Source organism: Nonomuraea sp. NPDC049607 (assembly GCF_040675375.1).
Lineage (GTDB): Bacteria > Actinomycetota > Actinomycetes > Streptosporangiales > Streptosporangiaceae > Nonomuraea.
Window position 1 is genome coordinate 36,957 of sequence record NZ_JBFAOV010000029.1, and the last position, 20,287, is coordinate 57,243.

The window sequence follows — 20,287 nt, forward strand, 5'->3', positions numbered from 1 at the left end:
AACTCCTGGACGCCTGGGAGCGCCGGGGCCCGCGTAAGCACCGAAACGCTGATTGGCTCGTTCACCTGCCAAACGGTGTCACACTTGTGGTCCAGTATGCGACTTCCGCCCCACATCCTCGTGGTCAACGGCATCAAGGTCCGCAGGCCCGTCTTCCTGCTCGGCGCCCCGCACTCCGGCGCGGACCTGCTGGCCCGTGCCCTGAAACGCTCCCCGGGCTTCCACGTCACGATGGGCCGCGCGAACGTGGCGCACGTCGTGTACGCCTTCGCCCGCAAACCGTCCATCGGCCGCACGTCGGGGGCGGTCCGCGTGCTGCGCGACGCGCTGGCCGAGTCCTGGCAGGTCTCCCCGCGTTCGTGCGCGCAGTGCGCCGAGCCGTGCCGGGAGGCGGGCGGCGTGACCGGCAGCGGCCCGTGCGTGGCGGCGGAGGAGGTGACGCGGTTCGGCGACGGCAGCCCCGACCTGCTCTACAGCGCGCTCGTGCTGCTCCAGGCGTTCCCCGACGCCCGTTTCGTCCAGTTGATCAGGGACGGCAGGGACGCCGTCGCCGGCATGCTCGGCGACCCGGCGTGCCTGGCCTGGTTCAAGCCCGCCATGCTCTCCGAGAGCACCGAGTTCCCCAACACCTTCCTCGGCGTCAACAAGGACGAGCACCTCGACCGGTGGAAGGGCATGCCCGCGGCGGGCAAGGCGGCGCTGCGCTGGCGCAGCGCCGTGCGGCTGAGCGCCGAGCTGCGCCGGGAGCTGCCCGAGCAGCAGCTCCTCACCGTCCGCTACGAGGACCTGGCGCTCAAGCCCGCCGAGACGATCGCCGCGCTCACCGGCTTCCTGGAGACGCGGGTGTCCAAGATCGCCCTGTACGGCTCCCGCGCCCCCGAGGTCGGCGCCTGGCGCGAGCGGCTGCGGCCGGCCGACCTGGAGCTGGTGGAGAAGGTGGCCCGCCAGGAGCTCACCCGGCTGGGCTACCTCCCGAGCTGAACTGCGTGCGGTAGAGCTCGGCGTAGTGGCCGCCGCGCTCCAGCAGCTCCTCGTGCCGGCCGCGCTCGGCCACGCGCCCGTCGTGCACGACGAGGATCTCGTCGGCCTCCCTGATCGTGGACAGCCGGTGGGCGATGACCAGCGACGTACGGCCCTGCAGTGCCTTCTTGAGCGCGAGCTGCACGGCCGCCTCGGACTCGGAGTCGAGGTGCGCGGTCGCCTCGTCGAGCACGACCACCCGCGGTGCCTTCAGCAGCAGCCTGGCCAGCGCGAGCCGCTGCTTCTCGCCGCCGGACAGCCGGTAGCCGCGGTCGCCGACGACGGTGTCGAGCCCGTCGGGCAGCCCCTCGACGAGGTCGCCGATCTGCGCGGCGCGCAGGGCGTCCCGGATCTCCTCGTCGCTCGCGCCGGGCCGGGCGTAGCGGAGGTTGGCGCCGATCGTGTCGTGGAAGAGGTGGGCGTCCTGCATGACGACGCCGACGGTGTCGCGCAGCGAGTCGAGCGTGGCCTCGCGCACGTCGAGCCCGTTGATCCGGACGGCCCCCGCGCCGACGTCGTAGAGGCGGGAGACCAGGGAGGTGATGGTGGTCTTGCCCGCGCCGGAGTGGCCGACCAGGGCGATCATCTCCCCGGGACGGGCGGTGAACGAGACGCCCTTGAGCACCTCCTGCGACGGCCCCCCGGAGTCCTGCCGGGCCACCGACTCCAGCGAGGCCAGCGAGACCTCCTCGGCCGACGGGTAGCGGAAGCGCACGTCGTCGAAGTCGATGGTGACCGGCCCCTCGGGCACCGGCCGCGCGCCGGGCCGCTGGGCGACCATCGGCTTGAGGTCGAGGATCTCGAAGACGCGGTCGAAGCTGACCAGCGCCGTCATCACGTCGACGTGCACGTTGGACAGGGACGTCAGCGGGCCGTACAGGCGCATCAGCAGGGCGGTCAGGGCCACCAGGGTGCCCAGCTCGAAGGCGCCCCCGACGGCGAGCACGCCGCCGATGCCGTAGACCAGCGCGGTGGCCAGGGCGGCGACCAGGCCGAGCGCGACCCGGAACACCGTGCCGTACATGCCGACGGTCACGCCGACGTCGCGGACGCGGGCCGCGCGGGCGGCGTAGGTGGCCGCGTCGTCCTCGGGCCGGCCGTAGAGCTTGGCGACCATGGCGCCGGCCACGTTGAAGCGTTCGGTGGTGACCGAGCTCATCTCGGCGTCGAGCTGCATCTGCTCGCGGGTGAGCGCGGACATGCGCCGGCCGACGTACTTGGCGGGCACGATGAAGATCGGCAGCAGCACCAGCGCGACCAGCGTCACCTGCCACGACAGCGCCAGCATCGCGCCCAGCACCAGGACCAGGCTGACCACGTTGGACACCACCGACGACAACGTGCTGGTCAGCGCCCGCTGGGCGCCGATCACGTCGCTGTTGAGCCTGCTGACCAGCGCGCCGGTCTGGGCCCGCATGAAGAAGGCCACCGGCATGCGCTGCACGTGGTCGAACACCTCGGTGCGCAGGTCGTAGATGAGCCCCTCGCCGATGCGCGCGGAGAACCAGCGTTGCGCCAGCGTCAGCCCGGCGTCGAGGACCGCGAGCGCGGCGATGGCCACGGCCAGGCCGATCACCACGCCGGTGCGCCCGGTCAGGATGCCGTCGTCGATGATCGCCTTCATCAGCAGCGGGTTGGCGACCACGATCACCGCCCCCACCGTCACGAGCAGCAGGAACGCCACGATCTTCCTGGTGTGCGGGCGCGCGTGCCGCCCGATGCGCCGGACCGTGCCCGGCGCGATGCGCTGCTTGGTCACCGAGCCGTCACGGCGCAGCGACGTCCAGACATGAGGGCCGAAGCCCCCTCCCATCATCGCCATACGGGGGATCCCTCCTCCTCCCCCGGGTCAGCGTCACGAGGACACCCGGCGATTCCACGATCCGCTCACGGCGAACCAGAGCCCCGCCCCCGAGCGGTGGCTCTAACGCGGTCCGAACAGGGATCTGATGCGCTTGGCCTGTTCCCTGCCCTCGGCCGCACTCTGCTCCTCCAGGGAGCGCGCCCGCGCCCCCTGGAGGAGGCGCTTCGTCGCCACCGCCGCGTCCCGGTTCGTCGACAGCAGCTCCGCGATCTTGTTCTGTACGGTCTTGTCCAGGTCGCCCCCGGCGACCACCTGCTCCGCGAGGCCGATGCGCATGGCCTCCTCGGCGTACACGTTCCTGGCGGTCAGGCAGATGTCGATCGCCTTGGCCAGTCCGACCAGCTCGACCAGCGGTTTGGTCCCCGTCAGATCCGGGACCAGGCCCAGTGCGGGCTCTTTCATGCAGAAGGTGACGTCGTCGGCCACGATGCGCAGGTCACAGGCGAGCGCGAGCTGGAATCCCGCGCCGATCGCGTGCCCCTGCACGGCGGCGATGGAGACGATCTCCGGGCGGCGCAGCCACAGGAACCCGTCCTGGGCCTGACGTATGCGCTGCTCGAAGGTCTCGCCGTCGGTTGCGGCGGCCGAACTGAACGAGCCCTGTCCGGGCACTCCCTCTGGTGTGAACATCCGCAGGTCGATTCCTGCCGAGAAGGACGGTCCCTCACCTTTGACGACGACGACGCGCACCTGCTCGGGCAGGCTCTCGCCGATGCGAGCCAGCGCCGACCATGTCGCGAACGTCTGTGCGTTGCGCTTTTCCGGCCGGTCCAGCGTGATCGTCGCTATCTCACCGTCCACCTCATGACGAAGCCCGATCTCCGCCAGCCTTTCGGCAGAGACGTCCTCCGCGTTCCCCCCGCGCTGTTGCGCCTGTGCTTCCGCCATCGCCTGCTCCCTCCGTCCGGTCGCGCACGGGGTGCGAGACCAAGGCTGACCGTCGCGCCCGAGCTTACAGAATATGATTCTGGCTCGGGCGCGACAGCGACTGACAAGGGACGGGCGGCTGCGGTCGCACGTACCGAGGCAGCCGTCAGCGCTTGGACTTGCCTCGAGTCGCCCCGCCGCGCCCGCGCAGAGTCACACCGGACTCGCTAAGGATGCGGTGGATGAACCCGTAGGACCGACCGGTCGAAGCGGCCAGGGCGCGGATGCTCTCGCCCTGCGCATAGCGCTTCTTGAGATCGCCGGCCAGTTTTTCCCGGTCGGCCCCGGTGACCCGGGTGCCCTTCTTCAGTGTCTCGGCCACGAGTACCTCCTGTAGTGCCGGACTTCCGCAGCGTTACTCCGCCATGATCAGTCATTTCAGCGGGATCGGCTACCTACTCCACGGGAAAAGATCCGTACCCACTCAAATTAAGATCAGGCAAGTGCCACAAGATCGGAAAATTCGTCGCTCCACGCGTCTTCAGTTCCGTCAGGCAGCAAGATCACCCTATCCGGTGACAAGGCGTCAACGGCACCCTCGTCATGGGTGACGAGGACGATTGCTCCTGAATACGACCTCAGAGCGTTGAGAACCTGCTCGCGGCTGACCGGATCGAGGTTGTTCGTGGGCTCGTCGAGCAGCAGGACGTTGGCGCTCGACAACACCAGGATGGCCAGCGCCAGCCGGGTCTTCTCGCCGCCGGACAGGACACCGGCGGGCTTGTCGACGTCGTCGCCGGAGAACAGGAACGAGCCGAGGACCTTGCGCAACTCGGTGTCGGTGAACTCGCCGCCCGCCGAACGCATGTTCTCCAGCAGCGTACGAGAAGGGTCGAGAGTCTCGTGCTCCTGGGCGTAGTAGCCGACCTTCAGGCCGTGGCCGGGCTTGAGGTCGCCGGTGTCGGGGGACTCGATGCCGCCGAGTATGCGCAGCAGCGTGGTCTTGCCGGCGCCGTTGAGGCCGAGGATGACGACCCTGTGACCTCGGTCGATGGCCACGTTGACGTCGGTGAACACCTCAAGGGAGCCGTAGGACTTCGACAGGCCCTCGGCCATGAGCGGCGTGCGGCCGCACGGCCGGGGCTCGGGGAAGCGCAGGCGGGCGACCTTGTCGCTCTGGCGCTCCTCCTCGGTGCCGGCCAGCAGGCGGTGGGCCCGGCGCATCATGTCCTGGGCCGCCTTGGCCTTGGTGGCCTTGGCGCGCATCTTGTCGGCCTGGGCCAGCAGCGCGCCCGCCTGCTTCTCGGCGTTGGCCCGCTCGCGCTTCCTGCGCTTCTCGTCGGTCTCGCGCTGGGCCAGGTAGGCCGTCCAGCCGACGTTGTAGTGGTCGATCACCGAGCGGTTGGCGTCGAGGTGGAGGACCTTGTTGACCGTGGCTTCAAGAAGGCCGACGTCGTGACTGATGATCACCAAGCCACCTTGATGAGAGCGCAAAAAATCACGAAGCCACCCGATTGAGTCCGCATCTAGGTGGTTTGTCGGCTCGTCTAGAAGGAGAGTTTCCGCTCCGCTGAAAAGAATTCGCGCCAATTCCACGCGACGCCGCTGACCGCCGGAAAGCGTTTGCAACGTCTGGCCGAGGACCCGGTCGGGCAGACCGAGGCTGGAGGCGATGGAGGCGGCCTCGGACTCGGCCGCGTAGCCGCCCAGCACGTGCATCTGGTCTTCGAGCCGGCCGTACTTCCTGACGGCCTTCTCGCGGGTGCGCTCGTCGGCCGAGGACATGCCGACCTCGGCCTCGCGCAGCTTGCGCAGGACCTCGTCGAGGCCGCGCGCGGACAGGATGCGGTCGCGCGCCAGCACCTGCAGGTCGCCCTGACGGGGGTCCTGGGGCAGGTAGCCGATGCTGCCGGAGGAGGTGACCGCGCCCGCGGCGGGCAGCGCCTCGCCCGCGAGCACCTTGGTCAGCGTGGTCTTGCCCGCGCCGTTGCGGCCGACCAGACCTATCTTGTCGCCGGGGTTGACCCGGAAGGAGGCGTTCTCGATGAGCAGACGCGCGCCCGCGCGCAGCTCGATGTCACTGGCGATGATCATGTTGGCGGACACTCCCGAGCTAGGAAACGAGGATTGGGCGTGCGACCGCCGGTCAATCGGGAGTATGCATACAGATCAGTGTAGGGCCCCCGTGCCAGGCGCTACCTCTGCTTATAGGGGCTCCAGGTGCCCCGCGGTACGCGTGGGACGGGCGGTCTCAGCCGGGAAGAGGGGTCGCCGCGCCGGCGGCCATCCCGTCGAGCATGAGGTGCAGATACTTCTCCGGACGGGCGGCCACCGGACCGGGCAACCCGTCCGGATGGCAGGTGAAGACGTTGAGCAGGCTGACGACGTCCTCCCAGGTCACGTCGTGACGCATGCCACCCTCCGACTGGGCCCGGCGGACGAGCCCCTGGAGCAGGCCGAGCCAGCGCTCCTTGCTCTCGGCGAACTCCGCCGTGCCCGCGATCGCCTCCCGCGGCAGGTGGGCCAGCGCGGCGGCCAGCGCGACGCGTCCGGGGGCGGCGGCCCACAGCACGAAGCCGCGCAGCGCGCTCCAGGCGTCCCGCTCGCCGTCCGTGGCGTGTTCCAGGGCCTCGGCCAGCGACTGGACGTAATGCTCGCCGAGCGCGGCGATGAGCGCCTCGCGATCGGGGAAGCGGCGGTAGAGGGTGCCCACGCCGACGCCCGCGTGCCGCGCGATGAGCTCCATGGGCGCGTTGACGCCGCGTTCGGCCATGACCTGGGCGGCGGCGTCGAGGATCTTGACCAGGTTCCTTCTGGCGTCCGCGCGCACGTGGCGACCTCCTAAGTGGACGAATTGTTTCCGCTTAGTGTACCGTCCAGCCAAGCGGACGAAGAGATTCCACTTAGGAGGCCATCATGATCGTGATCACCGGCGCGACCGGTTCCATCGGCCGGGCCCTGGTCGCCCAGCTCGCCGGCCAGGACGTGCTCGCGGTGTCCCGTAAGCCCGCCGACCTGGGCGTACGGCACGCCGTCGGCGACTTCACCGCCCCGGAGACGATCGGCAGGCTGCTGTCCCCCGGCGACCGGCTGTTCCTCAACAGCTCGCCGTTCCCCGCGTTCGCCGAGCGGCTCAACGAGGTGATCGACCTGGCCGCCGAGGCGGGCGTGGCGCAGATCGTCGAGGTCTCCGTACGCGACGCCGCCCCCGGAGCCGCGCTCAGCGCCGGACCCCACGGCGAGGTCGACGAGCACCTGCGGGCCTCGGGCGTGCCGCACGCGATCCTCCAGCCGACCGGGTTCATGCAGAACCTCCTCGGTGAGGTGCGCGGCGACCGTTTCCACGGCTCCTGGGGCACCGGCGGCATGAACTACATCGACGCCAGGGACATCGCCGCCGTGGCCGCCGCCCTGCTGACCCGGCCGGTGGGGGCCTCGGGCTCCTACCTGCTGACCGGGCCCGAGTCGCCCAGCCACGAGGAGATCGCCGCGACGATGACCGGCGTGCTCGGGCGTCCCGTCTCCTACGTGGACCTGCCGGCGCCCGAGATGGCCGCGCGGCTGGCCGGGCAGGGCATCCCGGAGCCGTTCGCCACCGAGCTGGCCACCGCGCAGGCGACGCTGAGCCGGACCGGCTGGGCGGAGATCACCACGACCGTCGAGGAGGTCACCGGCCGGCCACCGCGCACCCTGGCCGCCTTCCTCGCCGACCACGCCGACGCCTTCCTCCCCGCCTCCTGACCGCTCCCCGGCCTTCTGCCCGCGCCACCGACCGACCGCTCCCCCGGCCTCCCGACCCCGCCACCGACTACCGCGCGGTCGCCTCAGGACGGGTCGACCACGCGGATCCGTACGGCACGGAACTGGGCGGGCGTCTCGCGCAGGACCGCGAGCCGCGGGTCGGGCACCGTCAGGAACGGCTCGCTCTCCAGCGCGAACACCGGCGCGAGCCGCCGGTCGCCGCGCAGCGCGTCGACCGCCCGCCGGTCGCCGCCCAGCACCACCGCCGCCAGCTCCCCCAGCCGCGGCACGAGCACCCGCACGGCCGTGTCCGCCGCGCTGTCGTACGCCTGGGCCGCCTGCTTCTGCCGCCTCCTGGCGAAGCGCTGCTGCGACCACCCGCCGGCCGCCGTACGCCCCTGCACCAGCCGGGAGCCGACCTTGGACTCCAGCAGCTCGGCGCCGTGGAACACCCCGGCCGCGTAACCGCCGAGCCGCACCAGCAGGACGCCCACCCGCCGCGCGGCCCGCGCGTGCGCGACCAGCCCGGTCACGTACGGCGGGCCGGGGGCCATGGGCGGGAACGGCGCGTGCAGCTCGGCCAGCGCGCCGTCGACGGCGGTCAGGCGGACCACGCGGTCGTCGCCGGCGGCCTCGAAGGGCCCGTGGCGGGCGGCGAACCCGTCGATCCAGGGGTGCACGCGCTCGGGCGGCACCGTCACCCACCGGCCGCCGCCTCTGGCCGGACGCGCGCTCATGCGGGAAGGGTAACCGAACGACATTCCCTTCACGGAAAGGGGGGAACTATAGCGGAAATGTCGGTGAACTTCGTTTCGGGGGACTTCTGCCGTACCCGTGCCGGCCGGATCATCTGAACGTGTCCTCCCTGCTCACCAGCCCCATGGTGGATCTTGACACCGGGGCAGTCATCGCGCAGCCCGCGGTCGTCGACCCGGCGGGCGTCCTCCGGGCGGCACCGCTGCCCATGGTGCTGGAACTGCCCCTGCACGTGGTGCTCGCGGGCGCCGGGGCGCTGGCCCCCCTCCACGAGGCCCTCCGGCGGGCGGGCAGGCACCCCCGGGAGGCGATCCTGATGCTCACTGGATCGTGCCAGGAGTCGGACCGCCCGCTGCTGAAGGTCGGCCTCGACGGGCTGCGCACGATCGGCTACCTGCTGGGCTTCGCCGACGTGGGCGCGGGCGGCCCGGCGCTGGACGTCGTCACCGACTCCGCGCCGTACCTGCTGGCGCTGGACGAGGAGCTGGTGACCAGGTTGCCGGGCGACCACCGGGCGGCGGCGGTGGCGCGCGCGGTGGTGACGCTGGCCCGCGGGATCGGCGCGCACGTGCTGGCCCCCGGCGTCGAGCGCGAGGGGCAGGTGGCGGTGGCCAGGGGGCTGGGCGTGCGCCTGGCCCACGGCCCGCTGCTGGCTCCCGGCCCGGACGGCAAGATCCGGGTGCCGCTGCCCGTGGCCGACGAGTCGCCGGACACGCTGATGCTCGGGCCGCGCGTGCAGGAGATGCTGCTCCCGGCGGTGACGCTGCCGGCCGGGGCCAGGGCGGAGGAGGCGGTGGCGGCGTTCGGGCACGAGCCCACGATCACCAGCGTCATCCTGGTGGACGAGTACCAACGCCCCAAGGGCAGCCTCGACCGCAGCCGCTTCCTGCTGTCGTTCGCCGCCCGGTACGGGCACGCCCTGCACGGCTCCAAGCCCGCCCAGCGCCTGGCCGACCCGCCGCGCACCGTCCCGAGGACGACCCCGGCCATCGCCGCCATGCAGGCGGCGGGCCGGGACGCGGCCCGCGTCTACGACGACCTGGTGGTGACCGACGAGCTCAATCGCTGCCTGGGCATCGTCCGGGTGGCGGACCTGATCCGGCAGATCGCCGCGATGCGGACCTGAGCCCCGGCCGGACCCGGCCTGAGGCCCGGCCTCAGACCCAGCCCTGCGCCCTGGCCCGGCGCACGGCCTCGATGCGGTTGCGCGCGTGCGTCTTCTGGATGGCCGAGGACAGGTAGTTGCGCACGGTGCCCTCCGACAGGTGCAGGCGCAGGGCGATGTCCCCGATCGTGGAGCCGTCGGCGGCGGCGGCCAGCACGTCGCGTTCGCGCGCCGACAGCGGGTTCGGCCCCGCGCTCAGCGCCGCCGCGGCCAGCCCCGGGTCGATGACCCGCTCCCCCGCCTGCACCCGGCGGATGGCCGCCGCGAGGTCCTTGGCCGGACTGTCCTTGACCAGGAACGCCACCGCCCCGGCCTCCATCGCGGTCCGCAGGTAGCCGGGCCGCCCGAACGTCGTCAGGATCATCACCCGGCAGCCCGGCACCCGGCCGGCGATCTCGGCGGCGGCGGTGAGCCCGTCCTTGCCGGGCATCTCGATGTCCAGCAGCGCGATGTCGGGGCTCACGGCGAGCGCGACGGCGACGGCCTCGTTCCCGTCGGCGGCCTCGCCGACGACCTCGATGTCGGGCTCCAGGCCGAGGAGCGAGGCCAGCGCGCCGCGGATCATCCCCTGGTCCTCGGCCAGCATCACCCGGATCACGCGGCCGTCCCCACCTGGGCCGGGACGAGCACCCGCAACCGGAACCCGCCCTTGGGCGCGCTGCCGGCCTCCATGGTGCCGCCCGCGCCCGTCACCCGTTCGCGCAGGCCGCTGAGCCCGCTGCCGGTGCCCTGCGGCTCGCCGCCGCGTCCGTCGTCCATGATCTCCAGGGTGGCGCTTGATCCGTCGTACGTCACCTGGATCTCGCAACGGGCGGCCCGCGCGTGCCGCACGACGTTGGTGACGCCCTCGCGCACCCCCCAGCCGAACAGCCCGTCGAGCAGGTCGGGCAGCGGCGTTCCGGACACCCGCACCTCGGCCCGCACGCCCGCCGCCCGCAGCACCGACCGCGCGCCGTCGAGCTCCTCCGACAGGCTGCGCTGCCGGTAGCCGGTGACCGCCTCGCGCACCTCCACCAGCGCCTGCCTGGCGACGGACTCGATGTCGGCGATCTCCTGCCGCACCTGCGGCGACTCCTCGGCCAGCCGCCCGGCCAGCTCGCTCTTGAGCACGATCAGCGACAGGCTGTGGCCGAGCAGGTCATGCAGGTCGCGGGCGATGCGCAGGCGCTCCTCGGTGGCCGCCAGCCTGGCCACCTCGCCCTGCGCCTCGTGCAGCCTCATCGTCAGCACCCTGCTGTTGCGGATGCTGATGAACAGCACCCCCAGCGTGACGACCTGAAGCCCCAGGACGATGACGCCGGCGAACTCGTCGCCGGTCACCAGCCCGGCCGCCACGACCACCGCCAGGTTCACGCCCACCCCGGCCAGCGCCCAGGCGGGCGGCAGGGTGAACCCGTAGAGCACGACCGTGTAGACCGGCAGGGTGAGCCAGGCGCCGCCGAAGGCGAACGCGCTGACCAGCGCGATCGACGAGGTCACCGCGAGCAGGGGGAAGGTGGCCCGCGAGCGCTCGTGGAAGCTCTTGGCGCTGACCACCGTGCCGACGAAGCAGCCGACGAAGGCGAGCAGCGCCACGGCCCCCCACACCGCGCGGGCGCCCGTGACGCCGCCCGCGACGATCTCGGCGATCGGGAAGACGAGGTAGACCATGCCGACGGACATGCCGAGCAGCCTTCGTCTGGGCGAGGGCCGCCCGTCCCCGAAGTGCAGCTTGTCGGCGAAACTCATGCCCGAACAGTAGCCCGGCGGTAGAGGTAGGCGGCAGCCCCGCCCAGGACGACCGCCCATCCGGCGACGACCAGCACGTCCGTCAGCTCCACGCCGTGCCCGGCGACGATGCTCCAGCCGAGGCTGGCGTAGTGGTAGGAGGGCATGACGTTGGCGACGGTCCGCATGGTCTCGCCGAACACCTCGGGCGGGAACCACAGGCCGCCCGCGATCGCCAGCACGAACATGCAGATCATCGAGGCCGGCTGCGCCGCGTCGGCCGTCAGCAGCGACCCGATCGCCAGGCCCAGCGCGATGAACGGGATCGTCCCCAGCCACATGGCCAGCATCAGCGGCACCCACTGGCCGACCGGCATCGACACGCCCTGCTGGACGACGCCGACGACGGCCACCAGCAGCAGCGAGGGCAGCACGAGCAGCATGGCGGTGCCGAGCTTGGTGGCGATGATCATCCAGTTCGGCAGCGGGGTGATCTGGAGCTGGCGCAGCCAGCCGGACTGGCGTTCGGTCGCCCACGGCACCGCCGAGCTCATCATCGACGAGGCCAGCGCCCCGTACGCGGCCATGGAGACCATCAGCACGACGCTGTAGCGCACGCCGGCGCCGTCGGTCTGCTTGCCGTAGATGTTGGCGTTGATCAGGTACAGCACGACCGGGAAGACCACGACGAAGATGATGTAGCGCCGGTTGCGCAGCATGCGCATGGCCTCGGTCTTGGCGTAGAACAGCATCAGGACTCCCTGGTGAGCGCGAGGAAGGCGTCTTCGAGGTCGGCGCCGGCGAGCTGGATGCCCCGGATGTCGAGCTCGGTGCCCCGGTACAGGGCGGCCACGGTCGCGTCGGGGTCGGAGGTGTGCAGCGTGGCGGTGCCGGCGGCGACCTCGACGGCGGTGACGCCGGGCAGCCGGTCGAGCCCGGCCGCGGGCTGGTCGCCCAGGGTGAAGCGGACGACCTGCCCGCCCACGCCCGCCTTGATCTCGGCGGCGGTGCCGTCGGCGGCCAGCCGGCCGCGGGCGATGACGATCACCCGGTCGGAGTGCTCGTCGGCCTCCTCCAGGTAGTGGGTGGCGAACAGCACGGTCCTGCCGCCGGCGGCGTAGTCGTGCATGCTGGCCCAGAAGCGCAGCCTGGACTCCACGTCCATGGCCGCGGTCGGCTCGTCCAGCAGCAGGATCTTCGGCGCGCCCGCGATGGCCAGAGCGAACCGCACGCGCTGCGTCTGGCCGCCGGACAGCTTGTTCGCGCGCCGCTTGACCAGCTCCGACAGGTCGGCCAGCTTGAGGATCTCCTCCAGCGGCAGCGGGTCGGGGTAGAGCCTGCGGACCAGGTCGATGAGTTCCTTGACCGACAGTTCGGGGATGAGGGCGCCGTTCTGGAGCATCGCGCCCAGCTCACCGGCCCGCACCGCGTGCTCGGGCGAGCGGCCGTGGATGGTGACCGTGCCGCTGCTGGGCCGCAGCAGGCCGAGCAGCATGTTGATCGACGTGGACTTGCCCGCGCCGTTGGGGCCGAGCAGGGCCACGGTCTTGCCCGGCTCGATGGCGAGCGAGAGGTCGTCGACGGCAAGCACGTCCCCGTAGCGCTTGCTGACCTGGTCGAACACGATGGCGTTCATGTCAGCAAACGCTACGGGCGCGGCCTTTTCCCCGTTAGTGCGATCCTTCCGGGGTTGACCGTGACATTTGTCAGAGGCGGCAGGCGTAGATGTCGGTGACCAGGATGGCCCGCGCGCCGATGTCCCAGAGCTGGTCCATCACCTGCTGGTGGCCCTTGCGCCGGACCATGGCCCGGACGGCGACCCAGCCCTCGCGGTGGAGCGGCGAGACCGTGGGCCCCTCCATGCCGGGCGTGAGGGCGATGGCCTCCTCGATGCGCTCGGCGCGGATGTCGTAGTCCATCATGACGAAGTCGCGGGCGTGCACGACGCCCTGGAGGCGGCGTACGAGCTGGCCCATGCCCGGCGTCTCCGGCGCGCTCTGCCGCTTGATCAGCACGCCCTCGGAACGCATGATCGGGTCGCCGAACACCTCCAGGCCGACGTTGCGCAGCGTGGTGCCGGTCTCCACGACGTCGGCGACCGCGTCGGCGACACCGAGCCGGATCGCGGTCTCGACGGCGCCGTCGAGCTTGATCACGCGGGCGTCGACGCCCTGGTCGGACAGGTACTTGTCGAGCAGCCCCGCGTAGGAGGTGGCGATGCGCTGCCCGTCGAGGTCTTTGACCGACGACATCGTGCCCGCCTTGGCGGCCAGGCGGAAGGTGGAGCCGCCGAAGCCGAGCGGCATGATCTCCTCGACCGGCGCGCCGGAGTCGATCAGCATGTCGCGGCCGGTGATGCCGAGGTCGAGGGTGCCCTCCCCGACGTAGACGGCGATGTCGCGGGGACGCAGGAAGAACAGCTCGCAGCCGTTGTCCTCGTCGAGGACGACGAGTTCCTTGCTGTCCCTGCGGGGCCGGTAGCCGGCCTCCTTGAGCATGTTCTGGGCGGCATCGCTGAGCGCGCCCTTGTTCGGTACTGCCAGACGCAGCATGTTCGGGTCTTCTTCCTCACTCATGGATCGACGGGACGCCGGGGCGGGCGCGGAAGCGCCCTAGAGATGCTTGTACACCTCGTCGAGCCCGATGCCCTTGGCGATCATGAGCACCTGCACGTGGTAGAGGAGCTGGGAGATCTCCTCCGCCGCCCTGTCGTTCGACTCGTGCTCGGCGGCCATCCAGCTCTCGGCGGCCTCCTCGACGACCTTCTTGCCGATGGCATGCACGCCGGCGTCGAGCGCGGCCACGGTGCCCGAGCCCGCGGGCCTGGTACGCGCCTTGTCTGACAGCTCGGCGAACAGCTCTTCGAAGGTCTTCATGGTCTCTCTCGTCGGTCGGTTGGCGTGCCTGACAAGCCTAGTCTGCGCACGACGATGACACCGCCCGGAGTCCGCCACGCGAGACGGCGACTTCCTGCCCGCCGTACGGGGGCGGCTTGGCCGGGGAGGGCCGTTCTAGGCTGGTGGTCATGGACATCGCGACCGTGGGCAAGCTCTGGGACGCCGATCCGGGCTGGCTCAACACCCCTTCGTACGGCCTTCCGCCGCGTCCGGCCTTCGAGGAGCTGCAGGCCGTGCTGACCCAGTGGCGGCACGGCAGCAGCGACTGGACGCCCTGGGACGCCTTTGTCGGCCGGGCCCGCACGGCCTTCGCGCACCTGGTCGACGCCGACCCCGCCGACGTGACGATCGGCTCGACGGTGTCGCAGATCATGTCCACGGTGGCCACCGCGCTGCCGCCGGGGGCGCGGGTGCTGGTGCCGGAGATCGAGTTCACCAGCAACCTGTTCCCGTGGGCGGTGGCGGCCGAGGTCGAGACCGTGCCGGCCGACCGCCTGGCCGACGCCGTCACGAACCGGACCGACGCCGTCGCCTTCAGCCTCGTGCAGTCGGCCACCGGCTACGTCACGCCGCTGCACGACGTCGTCGCCGCCGCCCGCGCCCATGACGCGCTGGTCATCGCCGACGGCTCCCAGGCGTGCGGGTGGCTGCCGGTGTCGGTGGCCGACGGGATCGACGTGCTGGCGTGCGCGGCGTACAAGTGGCTCATGGCACCGCGCGGGGCCGCGTTCGGCTACCTGTCTCCCCGGGTGCGCTCCCGGATGCGCCCGCTGGCGGCCAACTGGTACGCCGGCGAGGACCCGGGCGGCTCCTTCTACGGGCCGCCGCTGCGGCTGGCCTCCGACGCCCGCGCCTTCGACCTGTCGCCGGCCTGGTTCTGCTACGTGGGCGCGGCGCCCGCGATCGAGCTGCTCAACGAGATCGGCGTCCAGCGCGTCCACGAGCACGACGTCGCGCTGGCCAACCGCTTCCGGGCCGGGCTCGGGCTGGAGGCGTCCGACTCGGCGATCGTGTCGGTGGAGGCTCCGGGCGAGCGGCTGGCGGCGGCCGGCATCCGCGCCGCCGTACGGGCCGGCCGCGTCCGCGCGGGCTTCCACGTCTACAACACCCCCGACGACGTGGACCGCGCCCTTGACGCCCTGACCTCGTGACGTCCCGACCTCGTGACGTCGCCGACCTCGTGACGTCTCCGGGAACGACGAAGCCCGCCGCGCCTTCCCCGGAGGGAGGCGCGACGGGCAGTCGGTCGTTCAGGCGGGATCAGCGCTCGAAGCGGCGGCCGCCGCCGCCGTTGTTGCGGCGGAACCCGCCGTTGCCGCGCTCCTCGGGACGGTAGCCGCCGCCGGAGCGGAAGCCGTCGCGGGGGGCGCGCTCGTCGGAGCGGGCGGGCCGGTCACGGTCGCCCGAGACCGGACGGCCGCGGTCGGCGCCGAAGCGGCCACGGTCGTCGGACCGGAAACCGCCGCCGCGCTGGCCGTCACGGTAGCCGCCGCCACGCGGGCCCTCGGACCGGTAGCCGCGGTCGTCCTGACGGAACGGCCGGTCGTCGGAGCGGAAACCGCCACGGTCGTCCTGACGGGCGGGACGGTCGTCGGCGGGACGGAACCCGCCGCGGTCGTCCTGACGCGCGGGACGGTCGTCGGAGCGGAAGCCGCCGCGCCTGCGGTCGTCGCCGAACGTGCGCGGCTCGGAGGAGCGCTGCCCGCCGCCGAACGGCCGCTCGCCCTCGGCGTGCCGGCGCGGACGACGGTCCTCGCCACCGGACTCCTCGTGGCGGCGCGGACGGCGGTCGTCGCCACCGGCGAAGGAACCGTCCTCGTGCCGGCGCGGACGACGCTCGCCGTCGAACTCGCGGCGCGGACGACGCCCGCCCCGGCGCTCGGCGCCGCCGTGACCGCCCTCACGGCGCGGGCGCAGCGGCTTGCGCACGTCGGGCTCCCACACGGGGATGGCCTCGCCGCTCGGCGTCCTGGCCCCGGTCACCTCGGCCAGCCGGGGGTGCCCCGGGGTGGCCTTGAGCCGGAACGGGTGGATCCCGGCGCGCCTGGTCAGCGCGTCGGTCGAGCGGCGCTCGTTGGGCAGCACCAGCGTGACGACGGTGCCCTTCTCGCCCGCGCGGGCGGTACGGCCGCCGCGGTGCAGGTAGCTCTTGTGGTCCTGCGGCGGGTCGACGTGCAGCACCAGGCTGATGTTGTCGACGTGGATGCCGCGGGCCGCGACGTCGGTGCAGACCAACACGTTGATCGAGCCCTCGCGGAACTCGGCCAGGATGCGGGTGCGCTGGTTCTGGCGCTTGCCGCCGTGCAGGCCGCCGGACTTGATGCCGACCCGGGCCAGCTGCTTGCACAGCCGGTCGACGCCGTGCTGGGTGCGGACGAAGATGATCGTCCGGCCCTCGCGGTTGGCGATCTCGGCCGTGACGTCGAACTTGTCGTCACGCGTGACCTGCATCACGTGGTGCTCCATGGTGTCGACCGGAGAGGTCGCCGGGGCCACGGAGTGGGTGATCGGGTCCTTGAGGAAGCGGCGCACCAGCTTGTCGACGTCGCCGTCGAGGGTGGCCGAGAACAGCAGTCGCTGCCCCTCGGGCGCGGTCTGGGCCAGCAGCTCGGTGACGACCGGGAAGAAGCCGAGGTCGCACATGTGGTCGGCCTCGTCCAGGACGGAGACCTCGACCTGCGCGAGCGAGCACTCGCCCTGCCGGATCAGGTCGCCCAGGCGGCCCGGGGTGGCGATCACGATGTCGACGCCGCGGCGCAGCGCCTCGATCTGCTTGCCCATGGACATGCCGCCGACGACGACCTTCATCCGCAGCCCGAGGCCGCGTCCGAGCGGTTCGAGCGCGTCGTGCACCTGAAGCGCCAGCTCACGGGTGGGCACAAGGATCATCGCGCGCGGGTGGCCGGGAGCGGGCCGCACCCCCGCGATACGCGCCATGGTCGGCAAACCGAAGGCCAGGGTCTTGCCCGAGCCGGTCTGGCCGCGGCCGAGGACGTCATGGCCGGCCAGCACGTCGGGGATCGTCGCACTCTGGATGGGGAAAGGGCTGTCGATGCCCTGCTTGGCCAGACCGCTGATGAGCGGCTTGGGAAGGCCGAGCAGTTCGAACTCCGACGGGCCCGTCTCGGGGGCGGTCTCGTCGAACGCGGGCATGACAGAGTCAAGCATGGTCACGAAATTCGTGCCTTTCAGTCGAAGTGGCGCGTCACTTCTGCGAAAGGACGAGCCGGGACATACGGCCTGATGCCGTACACGTTGCAGTACGCCCGCCATCGAGGCGGGACTTCACAGGGGAGATACACCGGGGCACCGGCCGCAGGCGGCGCGATGACGCGAGATGAGGCGTCTGGTGTATACCTGGTGCCAACGCCGGGGATGTTAGCGGATATTCCCTGGCTGGTTACGGACCTTCCGAAACCCCTCCTTGGCACACTGAAACGGCTGACGCCGAACGCCAGCCATTTCAGCTAAAGATCAGACGTTGAAGCCTAGCATACGGAGCTGCTCACGCCCCTCGTCAGTGATTTTGTCAGGGCCCCACGGCGGCAGCCAGACCCAGTTGATCTTGACGTCGGAGACCATGCCCTCAAGGGCCGAGTGGGCCTGGTCCTCGATGACGTCGGTCAGCGGGCAGGCCGCGCTGGTCAGCGTCATGTCGATGGTGGCCACCGGCTGACCACCCTCGGACGGGTCGAGGTTGAGCCCGTAGATCAGCCCCAGGTCCACGACGTTGATGCCGAGCTCGGGGTCGACGACGTCCTTGAGCGCCTCCATGACCTCCTCGACGGTGGTGTCACCGTCGAAACCGGTCGGAGTCTCCACAGGCTTGCTCATCGGGCACTCCTCACAACAGCGTCCTTGTAGGCCATCCACGACAGCAGCGCGCACTTGACGCGCGCCGGGAACTTGGCCACGCCCGCGAACGCCACCGCGTCCCCGAGCACCTCCTCGTCGGCCTCGACCTGCCCCCGGCCCTGCATGAGCCGGGTGAACTCGTCGACCACCGACAGCGACTCCTCGACCGTCGAGCCGGTGGTCAGCTCGTGCAGCACGGAGGCGGCCGCCTGGCTGATCGAACAGCCCTGGCCGTCGTAGGAGACGTCTTCGATCTTACCGGCGTCGCCCACCCTGACCCGCAGCGTGATCTCGTCGCCGCACGTCGGGTTCACGTGGTGAACCTCCGCGTCGTACGGCTCGCGCAGCCCCCGCCCCTGCGGGTGCTTGTAGTGTTCCAGGATCAGCTCCTGGTACATCGACTCGCCGATCATGGCTATGCGAACACCTTCTGAACGTGATGGAGGCCGCGCACCAGGGCGTCGATCTCGCCCGTGGTGTTGTACAGGTAGAACGACGCCCGGGTGGTCGCCGGTATTCCGAACCGCAGGTGCAGCGGGCGCGCGCAATGGTGCCCGACGCGTACGGCCACCCCGAACTGGTCGTCCAGGATCTGCCCCACATCGTGGGGGTGTATGCCTTCCAGCGTGAACGACAGCGTGCTGCCGCGCTGGTCGAGCGAGTCGGGCCCGATCAGGCGCAGCGACGGCACCTCGCGCAGGGCGTCGAGGGCGTAGGCCGTCAGCGAGCGCTCGTGCGCCTCGATGGCGTCCATGCCGACCCCGGTGAGGTAGTCGACCGCCGCGCCCAGGCCGATGGCCTCGACGATGGGCGGCGTGCCCGCCTCGAACTTGTGCGGGATCGGCGCGTACGTCGAGCGGTCCATCCAGACCGCCTCGATCATCTCGCCGCCGCCCAGGAACGGGGGCATGGCCTCCAGCAGCTCGGTACGGCCCCACAACACGCCGATGCCCGAGGGGCCGACCATCTTGTGACCGGTGAAGGCCACGAAGTCGGCGCCCAGCGCGGCCATGTCCACCGGGTGGTGCGGCACGGACTGGGAGGCGTCGAGCATGATCAGCGCGCCGACCTCGTGCGCCCGCGCGGCCACCGCGGCGACCGGGTTGACCGTGCCGAGCACGTTCGACTGGTGGGCGATCGAGACGATCTTCGTCCGCTCGGTGACGACGGCCGGGTCGAAGTCGAGCCGCCCGTCGTCGGTGACGCCGAACCACTTCAGCGTCGCGCCGGTGCGCTGCGCGAGCATCTGCCACGGCACGATGTTGGAGTGGTGCTCCATCTCGGAGATGACGATCTCGTCGCCGGGGCCGAGGGCGAAGCGGGGGTCGGTGTTGGCGGGGTTGCCGAAGGAGTAGGCCACGAGGTTGAGGGCCTCGGAGGCGTTCTTGGTGAAGATCACCTCATCGCGCGAGCCCGCCCCGACGAACGCCGCCACCTTGTCGCGCGCGCCCTCGTACGCCTCGGTCGACTCCGCGCCGAGGACGTGCATGGCCCGCCCGACGTTGCTGTAGTGCAGCGCCAGGTGGTCGCGCATGGTGTCGATGACCTGGTTGGGCTTCTGTGAGGAGTTGCCCGAGTCGAGGTAGACGAGCGGTCGCCCGTCGGGCAGCTCGCGGGAGAAGACCGGGAAGTCCTTCCTGATCTTCTCCACGTCCAAGCTGGTGGAAGTCATGCAGACGCCTTCGTGTACTGCTCGTAGCCCTCGGCCTCAAGCTTGTCGGCCAGCTCCGGCCCACCCTCCTCGACGATCCGGCCGCCGGCGAAGACGTGCACGAAGTCGGGCTTCACGTACCGCAGGATGCGGGTGTAGTGGGTGATCAGCAGCACGCCGGTCTCGCCCGTGGAGCGGAAGCGGTTGATGCCCTCGGAGACCACGCGCAGCGCGTCGACGTCGAGGCCGGAGTCGGTCTCGTCGAGCACGGCGATCTTCGGCTTGAGCAGTTCGAGCTGGAGGATCTCGTGGCGCTTCTTCTCGCCGCCGGAGAAGCCCTCGTTGAGGTTGCGCTGGGCGAAGGCGGCGTCGATGGACAGCGCGTCCATGCCGGCCTTGAGGTCCTTGGCGAACTCGCGCAGCTTGGGCGCCTCACCGCGGACCGAGGTGACGGCCGAGCGCAGGAAGTTCGACACCGACACGCCGGGGACCTCGACCGGGTACTGCATGGCGAGGAACAGGCCGGCGCGGGCGCGCTCGTCGACCGACAGCTCCAGCAGGTCGACGCCGTCGAGCAGCACCTGGCCGCCGGTGATCGTGTACTTGGGGTGACCGGCGATCGCGTAGGCGAGCGTGGACTTGCCCGAGCCGTTGGGGCCCATGATGGCGTGCGTCTCGCCGGACTTCACCGTCAGGTTGACGCCGCGCAGGATTTCCTTGTCCTCGACGGCGACCTTGAGGTCACGGATCTCTAGGGTGGACAT

At 71.2% G+C, this 20,287-nt stretch carries 21 protein-coding genes; 4 read left to right on the forward strand and 17 right to left on the reverse strand.

All coding sequences use genetic code 11. From position 1 onward, the window contains the following. The first annotated feature begins 96 nt into the window (after positions 1 to 96). The gene (locus tag AB0J97_RS38415) at positions 97 to 981 is read left to right on the forward strand and encodes a sulfotransferase (RefSeq protein ID WP_364098373.1); all 885 of its coding nucleotides are present in this window, start codon (positions 97 to 99) and stop codon (positions 979 to 981) included. On the opposite strand, the gene AB0J97_RS38420 is transcribed toward AB0J97_RS38415, so the two are convergent. The 5 genes from AB0J97_RS38420 to AB0J97_RS38440 all read right to left on the reverse strand — a co-directional run bounded on the left by AB0J97_RS38420 (position 953) and on the right by AB0J97_RS38440 (position 6,581). Further along, positions 953 to 2,842, reverse strand: a complete 1,890-nt coding sequence (locus tag AB0J97_RS38420; protein ID WP_364098376.1) for an ABC transporter ATP-binding protein — start codon at positions 2,840 to 2,842, stop codon at positions 953 to 955. The two genes, AB0J97_RS38415 and AB0J97_RS38420, sit on opposite strands and share 29 nt — an antisense overlap. Before the next feature lie 102 nt (positions 2,843 to 2,944). Next, positions 2,945 to 3,772, reverse strand: coding sequence for an enoyl-CoA hydratase/isomerase family protein (locus AB0J97_RS38425; RefSeq protein WP_364098379.1), 828 nt, complete (start codon positions 3,770 to 3,772; stop codon positions 2,945 to 2,947). Between the two features lie 145 nt (positions 3,773 to 3,917). Beyond that, a complete protein-coding gene (locus tag AB0J97_RS38430; protein ID WP_125642298.1) occupies positions 3,918 to 4,133 on the reverse strand; it encodes a helix-turn-helix domain-containing protein in 216 nt (71 codons plus the stop codon). Between the two features lie 113 nt (positions 4,134 to 4,246). Further along, positions 4,247 to 5,845: an ABC-F family ATP-binding cassette domain-containing protein gene (locus AB0J97_RS38435; protein ID WP_357705781.1), complete on the reverse strand. Its 1,599-nt coding sequence runs from the start codon at positions 5,843 to 5,845 to the stop codon at positions 4,247 to 4,249. A gap of 157 nt (positions 5,846 to 6,002) precedes the next feature. Further along, positions 6,003 to 6,581, reverse strand: a complete 579-nt coding sequence (locus AB0J97_RS38440; protein WP_364098384.1) for a helix-turn-helix domain-containing protein — start codon at positions 6,579 to 6,581, stop codon at positions 6,003 to 6,005. A gap of 86 nt (positions 6,582 to 6,667) precedes the next feature. On the opposite strand from AB0J97_RS38440, the gene AB0J97_RS38445 reads away from it, so the two are divergent. Continuing rightward, the gene (locus AB0J97_RS38445; protein WP_364098387.1) at positions 6,668 to 7,492 is read left to right on the forward strand and encodes an NAD(P)H-binding protein; all 825 of its coding nucleotides are present in this window, start codon (positions 6,668 to 6,670) and stop codon (positions 7,490 to 7,492) included. Positions 7,493 to 7,575: 83 nt separating this feature from the next. Here the strand turns inward: AB0J97_RS38445 and AB0J97_RS38450 are convergent, their stop codons facing one another. After that, positions 7,576 to 8,229 (reverse strand): acVLRF1 family peptidyl-tRNA hydrolase, encoded by a 654-nt coding sequence (locus AB0J97_RS38450; RefSeq protein ID WP_364098390.1) that lies wholly within the window; start codon positions 8,227 to 8,229, stop codon positions 7,576 to 7,578. 119 nt (positions 8,230 to 8,348) lie between these two features. On the opposite strand from AB0J97_RS38450, the gene AB0J97_RS38455 reads away from it, so the two are divergent. Then, the gene (locus tag AB0J97_RS38455) at positions 8,349 to 9,374 is read left to right on the forward strand and encodes an EAL domain-containing protein (protein WP_364098393.1); all 1,026 of its coding nucleotides are present in this window, start codon (positions 8,349 to 8,351) and stop codon (positions 9,372 to 9,374) included. 31 nt (positions 9,375 to 9,405) lie between these two features. Here AB0J97_RS38455 and AB0J97_RS38460 read toward each other — a convergent pair whose 3' ends face one another. From AB0J97_RS38460 to AB0J97_RS38485, 6 genes are all read right to left on the reverse strand, one after another. After that, positions 9,406 to 10,011, reverse strand: coding sequence for a response regulator transcription factor (locus AB0J97_RS38460; protein WP_357705776.1), 606 nt, complete (start codon positions 10,009 to 10,011; stop codon positions 9,406 to 9,408). Continuing rightward, positions 10,008 to 11,141 (reverse strand): sensor histidine kinase, encoded by a 1,134-nt coding sequence (locus AB0J97_RS38465; RefSeq protein ID WP_364098396.1) that lies wholly within the window; start codon positions 11,139 to 11,141, stop codon positions 10,008 to 10,010. The genes AB0J97_RS38460 and AB0J97_RS38465 overlap by 4 nt, the downstream gene beginning before the upstream one ends. After that, entirely contained in the window at positions 11,138 to 11,872 is a 735-nt protein-coding gene (locus AB0J97_RS38470) for an ABC transporter permease (protein WP_357705774.1), read from the reverse strand. Before AB0J97_RS38470 ends, AB0J97_RS38465 begins: the two co-directional genes overlap by 4 nt. Continuing rightward, positions 11,872 to 12,756: an ABC transporter ATP-binding protein gene (locus AB0J97_RS38475; protein WP_364098399.1), complete on the reverse strand. Its 885-nt coding sequence runs from the start codon at positions 12,754 to 12,756 to the stop codon at positions 11,872 to 11,874. The genes AB0J97_RS38470 and AB0J97_RS38475 overlap by 1 nt, the downstream gene beginning before the upstream one ends. 70 nt (positions 12,757 to 12,826) lie before the next feature. Then, positions 12,827 to 13,672: an ATP phosphoribosyltransferase gene (gene hisG, locus AB0J97_RS38480; RefSeq protein ID WP_357705816.1), complete on the reverse strand. Its 846-nt coding sequence runs from the start codon at positions 13,670 to 13,672 to the stop codon at positions 12,827 to 12,829. A 60-nt stretch (positions 13,673 to 13,732) separates the two neighbouring features. Next, positions 13,733 to 13,996 (reverse strand): phosphoribosyl-ATP diphosphatase, encoded by a 264-nt coding sequence (locus tag AB0J97_RS38485; RefSeq protein ID WP_189652386.1) that lies wholly within the window; start codon positions 13,994 to 13,996, stop codon positions 13,733 to 13,735. Positions 13,997 to 14,145: 149 nt separating this feature from the next. Between AB0J97_RS38485 and AB0J97_RS38490 the strand changes: the two genes are divergently transcribed. Beyond that, entirely contained in the window at positions 14,146 to 15,168 is a 1,023-nt protein-coding gene (locus tag AB0J97_RS38490; RefSeq protein ID WP_364098402.1) for an aminotransferase class V-fold PLP-dependent enzyme, read from the forward strand. 109 nt (positions 15,169 to 15,277) lie between these two features. On the opposite strand, the gene AB0J97_RS38495 is transcribed toward AB0J97_RS38490, so the two are convergent. The 5 genes from AB0J97_RS38495 to sufC form a co-directional block, all read right to left on the reverse strand. Continuing rightward, positions 15,278 to 17,185, reverse strand: a complete 1,908-nt coding sequence (locus tag AB0J97_RS38495) for a DEAD/DEAH box helicase (protein WP_364098405.1) — start codon at positions 17,183 to 17,185, stop codon at positions 15,278 to 15,280. A 306-nt stretch (positions 17,186 to 17,491) separates the two neighbouring features. Then, positions 17,492 to 17,851, reverse strand: coding sequence for a metal-sulfur cluster assembly factor (locus AB0J97_RS38500; protein WP_357705770.1), 360 nt, complete (start codon positions 17,849 to 17,851; stop codon positions 17,492 to 17,494). Then, on the reverse strand, positions 17,848 to 18,285 hold the full coding sequence (gene sufU / locus AB0J97_RS38505) for a Fe-S cluster assembly sulfur transfer protein SufU (protein ID WP_357705769.1): 438 nt from the start codon (positions 18,283 to 18,285) through the stop codon (positions 17,848 to 17,850). The genes AB0J97_RS38500 and sufU overlap by 4 nt, the downstream gene beginning before the upstream one ends. A 2-nt stretch (positions 18,286 to 18,287) precedes the next feature. Beyond that, positions 18,288 to 19,544, reverse strand: coding sequence for a cysteine desulfurase (locus AB0J97_RS38510; protein WP_357705768.1), 1,257 nt, complete (start codon positions 19,542 to 19,544; stop codon positions 18,288 to 18,290). Next, positions 19,541 to 20,287 (reverse strand): Fe-S cluster assembly ATPase SufC, encoded by a 747-nt coding sequence (gene sufC / locus AB0J97_RS38515; RefSeq protein ID WP_352325533.1) that lies wholly within the window; start codon positions 20,285 to 20,287, stop codon positions 19,541 to 19,543. Before sufC ends, AB0J97_RS38510 begins: the two co-directional genes overlap by 4 nt.

What these genes read in the sequence shown, in the direction of transcription:
- AB0J97_RS38425 (WP_364098379.1), bottom strand. Translation starts at nt 3,772, where the DNA reads ATGGCGGAAGCACAGGCGCAACAGCGCGGGGGGAACGCGGAGGACGTC.
- AB0J97_RS38420 (WP_364098376.1), bottom strand. Translation starts at nt 2,842, where the DNA reads ATGGCGATGATGGGAGGGGGCTTCGGCCCTCATGTCTGGACGTCGCTG.
- AB0J97_RS38470 (WP_357705774.1), bottom strand. Translation starts at nt 11,872, where the DNA reads ATGCTGTTCTACGCCAAGACCGAGGCCATGCGCATGCTGCGCAACCGG.
- AB0J97_RS38475 (WP_364098399.1), bottom strand. Translation starts at nt 12,756, where the DNA reads ATGAACGCCATCGTGTTCGACCAGGTCAGCAAGCGCTACGGGGACGTG.
- AB0J97_RS38415 (WP_364098373.1), top strand. Translation starts at nt 97, where the DNA reads ATGCGACTTCCGCCCCACATCCTCGTGGTCAACGGCATCAAGGTCCGC.
- AB0J97_RS38495 (WP_364098405.1), bottom strand. Translation starts at nt 17,185, where the DNA reads ATGCTTGACTCTGTCATGCCCGCGTTCGACGAGACCGCCCCCGAGACG.
- sufC (WP_352325533.1), bottom strand. Translation starts at nt 20,287, where the DNA reads ATGTCCACCCTAGAGATCCGTGACCTCAAGGTCGCCGTCGAGGACAAG.
- AB0J97_RS38445 (WP_364098387.1), top strand. Translation starts at nt 6,668, where the DNA reads ATGATCGTGATCACCGGCGCGACCGGTTCCATCGGCCGGGCCCTGGTC.
- AB0J97_RS38500 (WP_357705770.1), bottom strand. Translation starts at nt 17,851, where the DNA reads ATGAGCAAGCCTGTGGAGACTCCGACCGGTTTCGACGGTGACACCACC.
- AB0J97_RS38490 (WP_364098402.1), top strand. Translation starts at nt 14,146, where the DNA reads ATGGACATCGCGACCGTGGGCAAGCTCTGGGACGCCGATCCGGGCTGG.
- AB0J97_RS38450 (WP_364098390.1), bottom strand. Translation starts at nt 8,229, where the DNA reads ATGAGCGCGCGTCCGGCCAGAGGCGGCGGCCGGTGGGTGACGGTGCCG.
- AB0J97_RS38485 (WP_189652386.1), bottom strand. Translation starts at nt 13,996, where the DNA reads ATGAAGACCTTCGAAGAGCTGTTCGCCGAGCTGTCAGACAAGGCGCGT.
- sufU (WP_357705769.1), bottom strand. Translation starts at nt 18,285, where the DNA reads ATGATCGGCGAGTCGATGTACCAGGAGCTGATCCTGGAACACTACAAG.
- AB0J97_RS38435 (WP_357705781.1), bottom strand. Translation starts at nt 5,845, where the DNA reads ATGATCATCGCCAGTGACATCGAGCTGCGCGCGGGCGCGCGTCTGCTC.
- AB0J97_RS38510 (WP_357705768.1), bottom strand. Translation starts at nt 19,544, where the DNA reads ATGACTTCCACCAGCTTGGACGTGGAGAAGATCAGGAAGGACTTCCCG.
- AB0J97_RS38465 (WP_364098396.1), bottom strand. Translation starts at nt 11,141, where the DNA reads ATGAGTTTCGCCGACAAGCTGCACTTCGGGGACGGGCGGCCCTCGCCC.
- hisG (WP_357705816.1), bottom strand. Translation starts at nt 13,672, where the DNA reads ATGCTGCGTCTGGCAGTACCGAACAAGGGCGCGCTCAGCGATGCCGCC.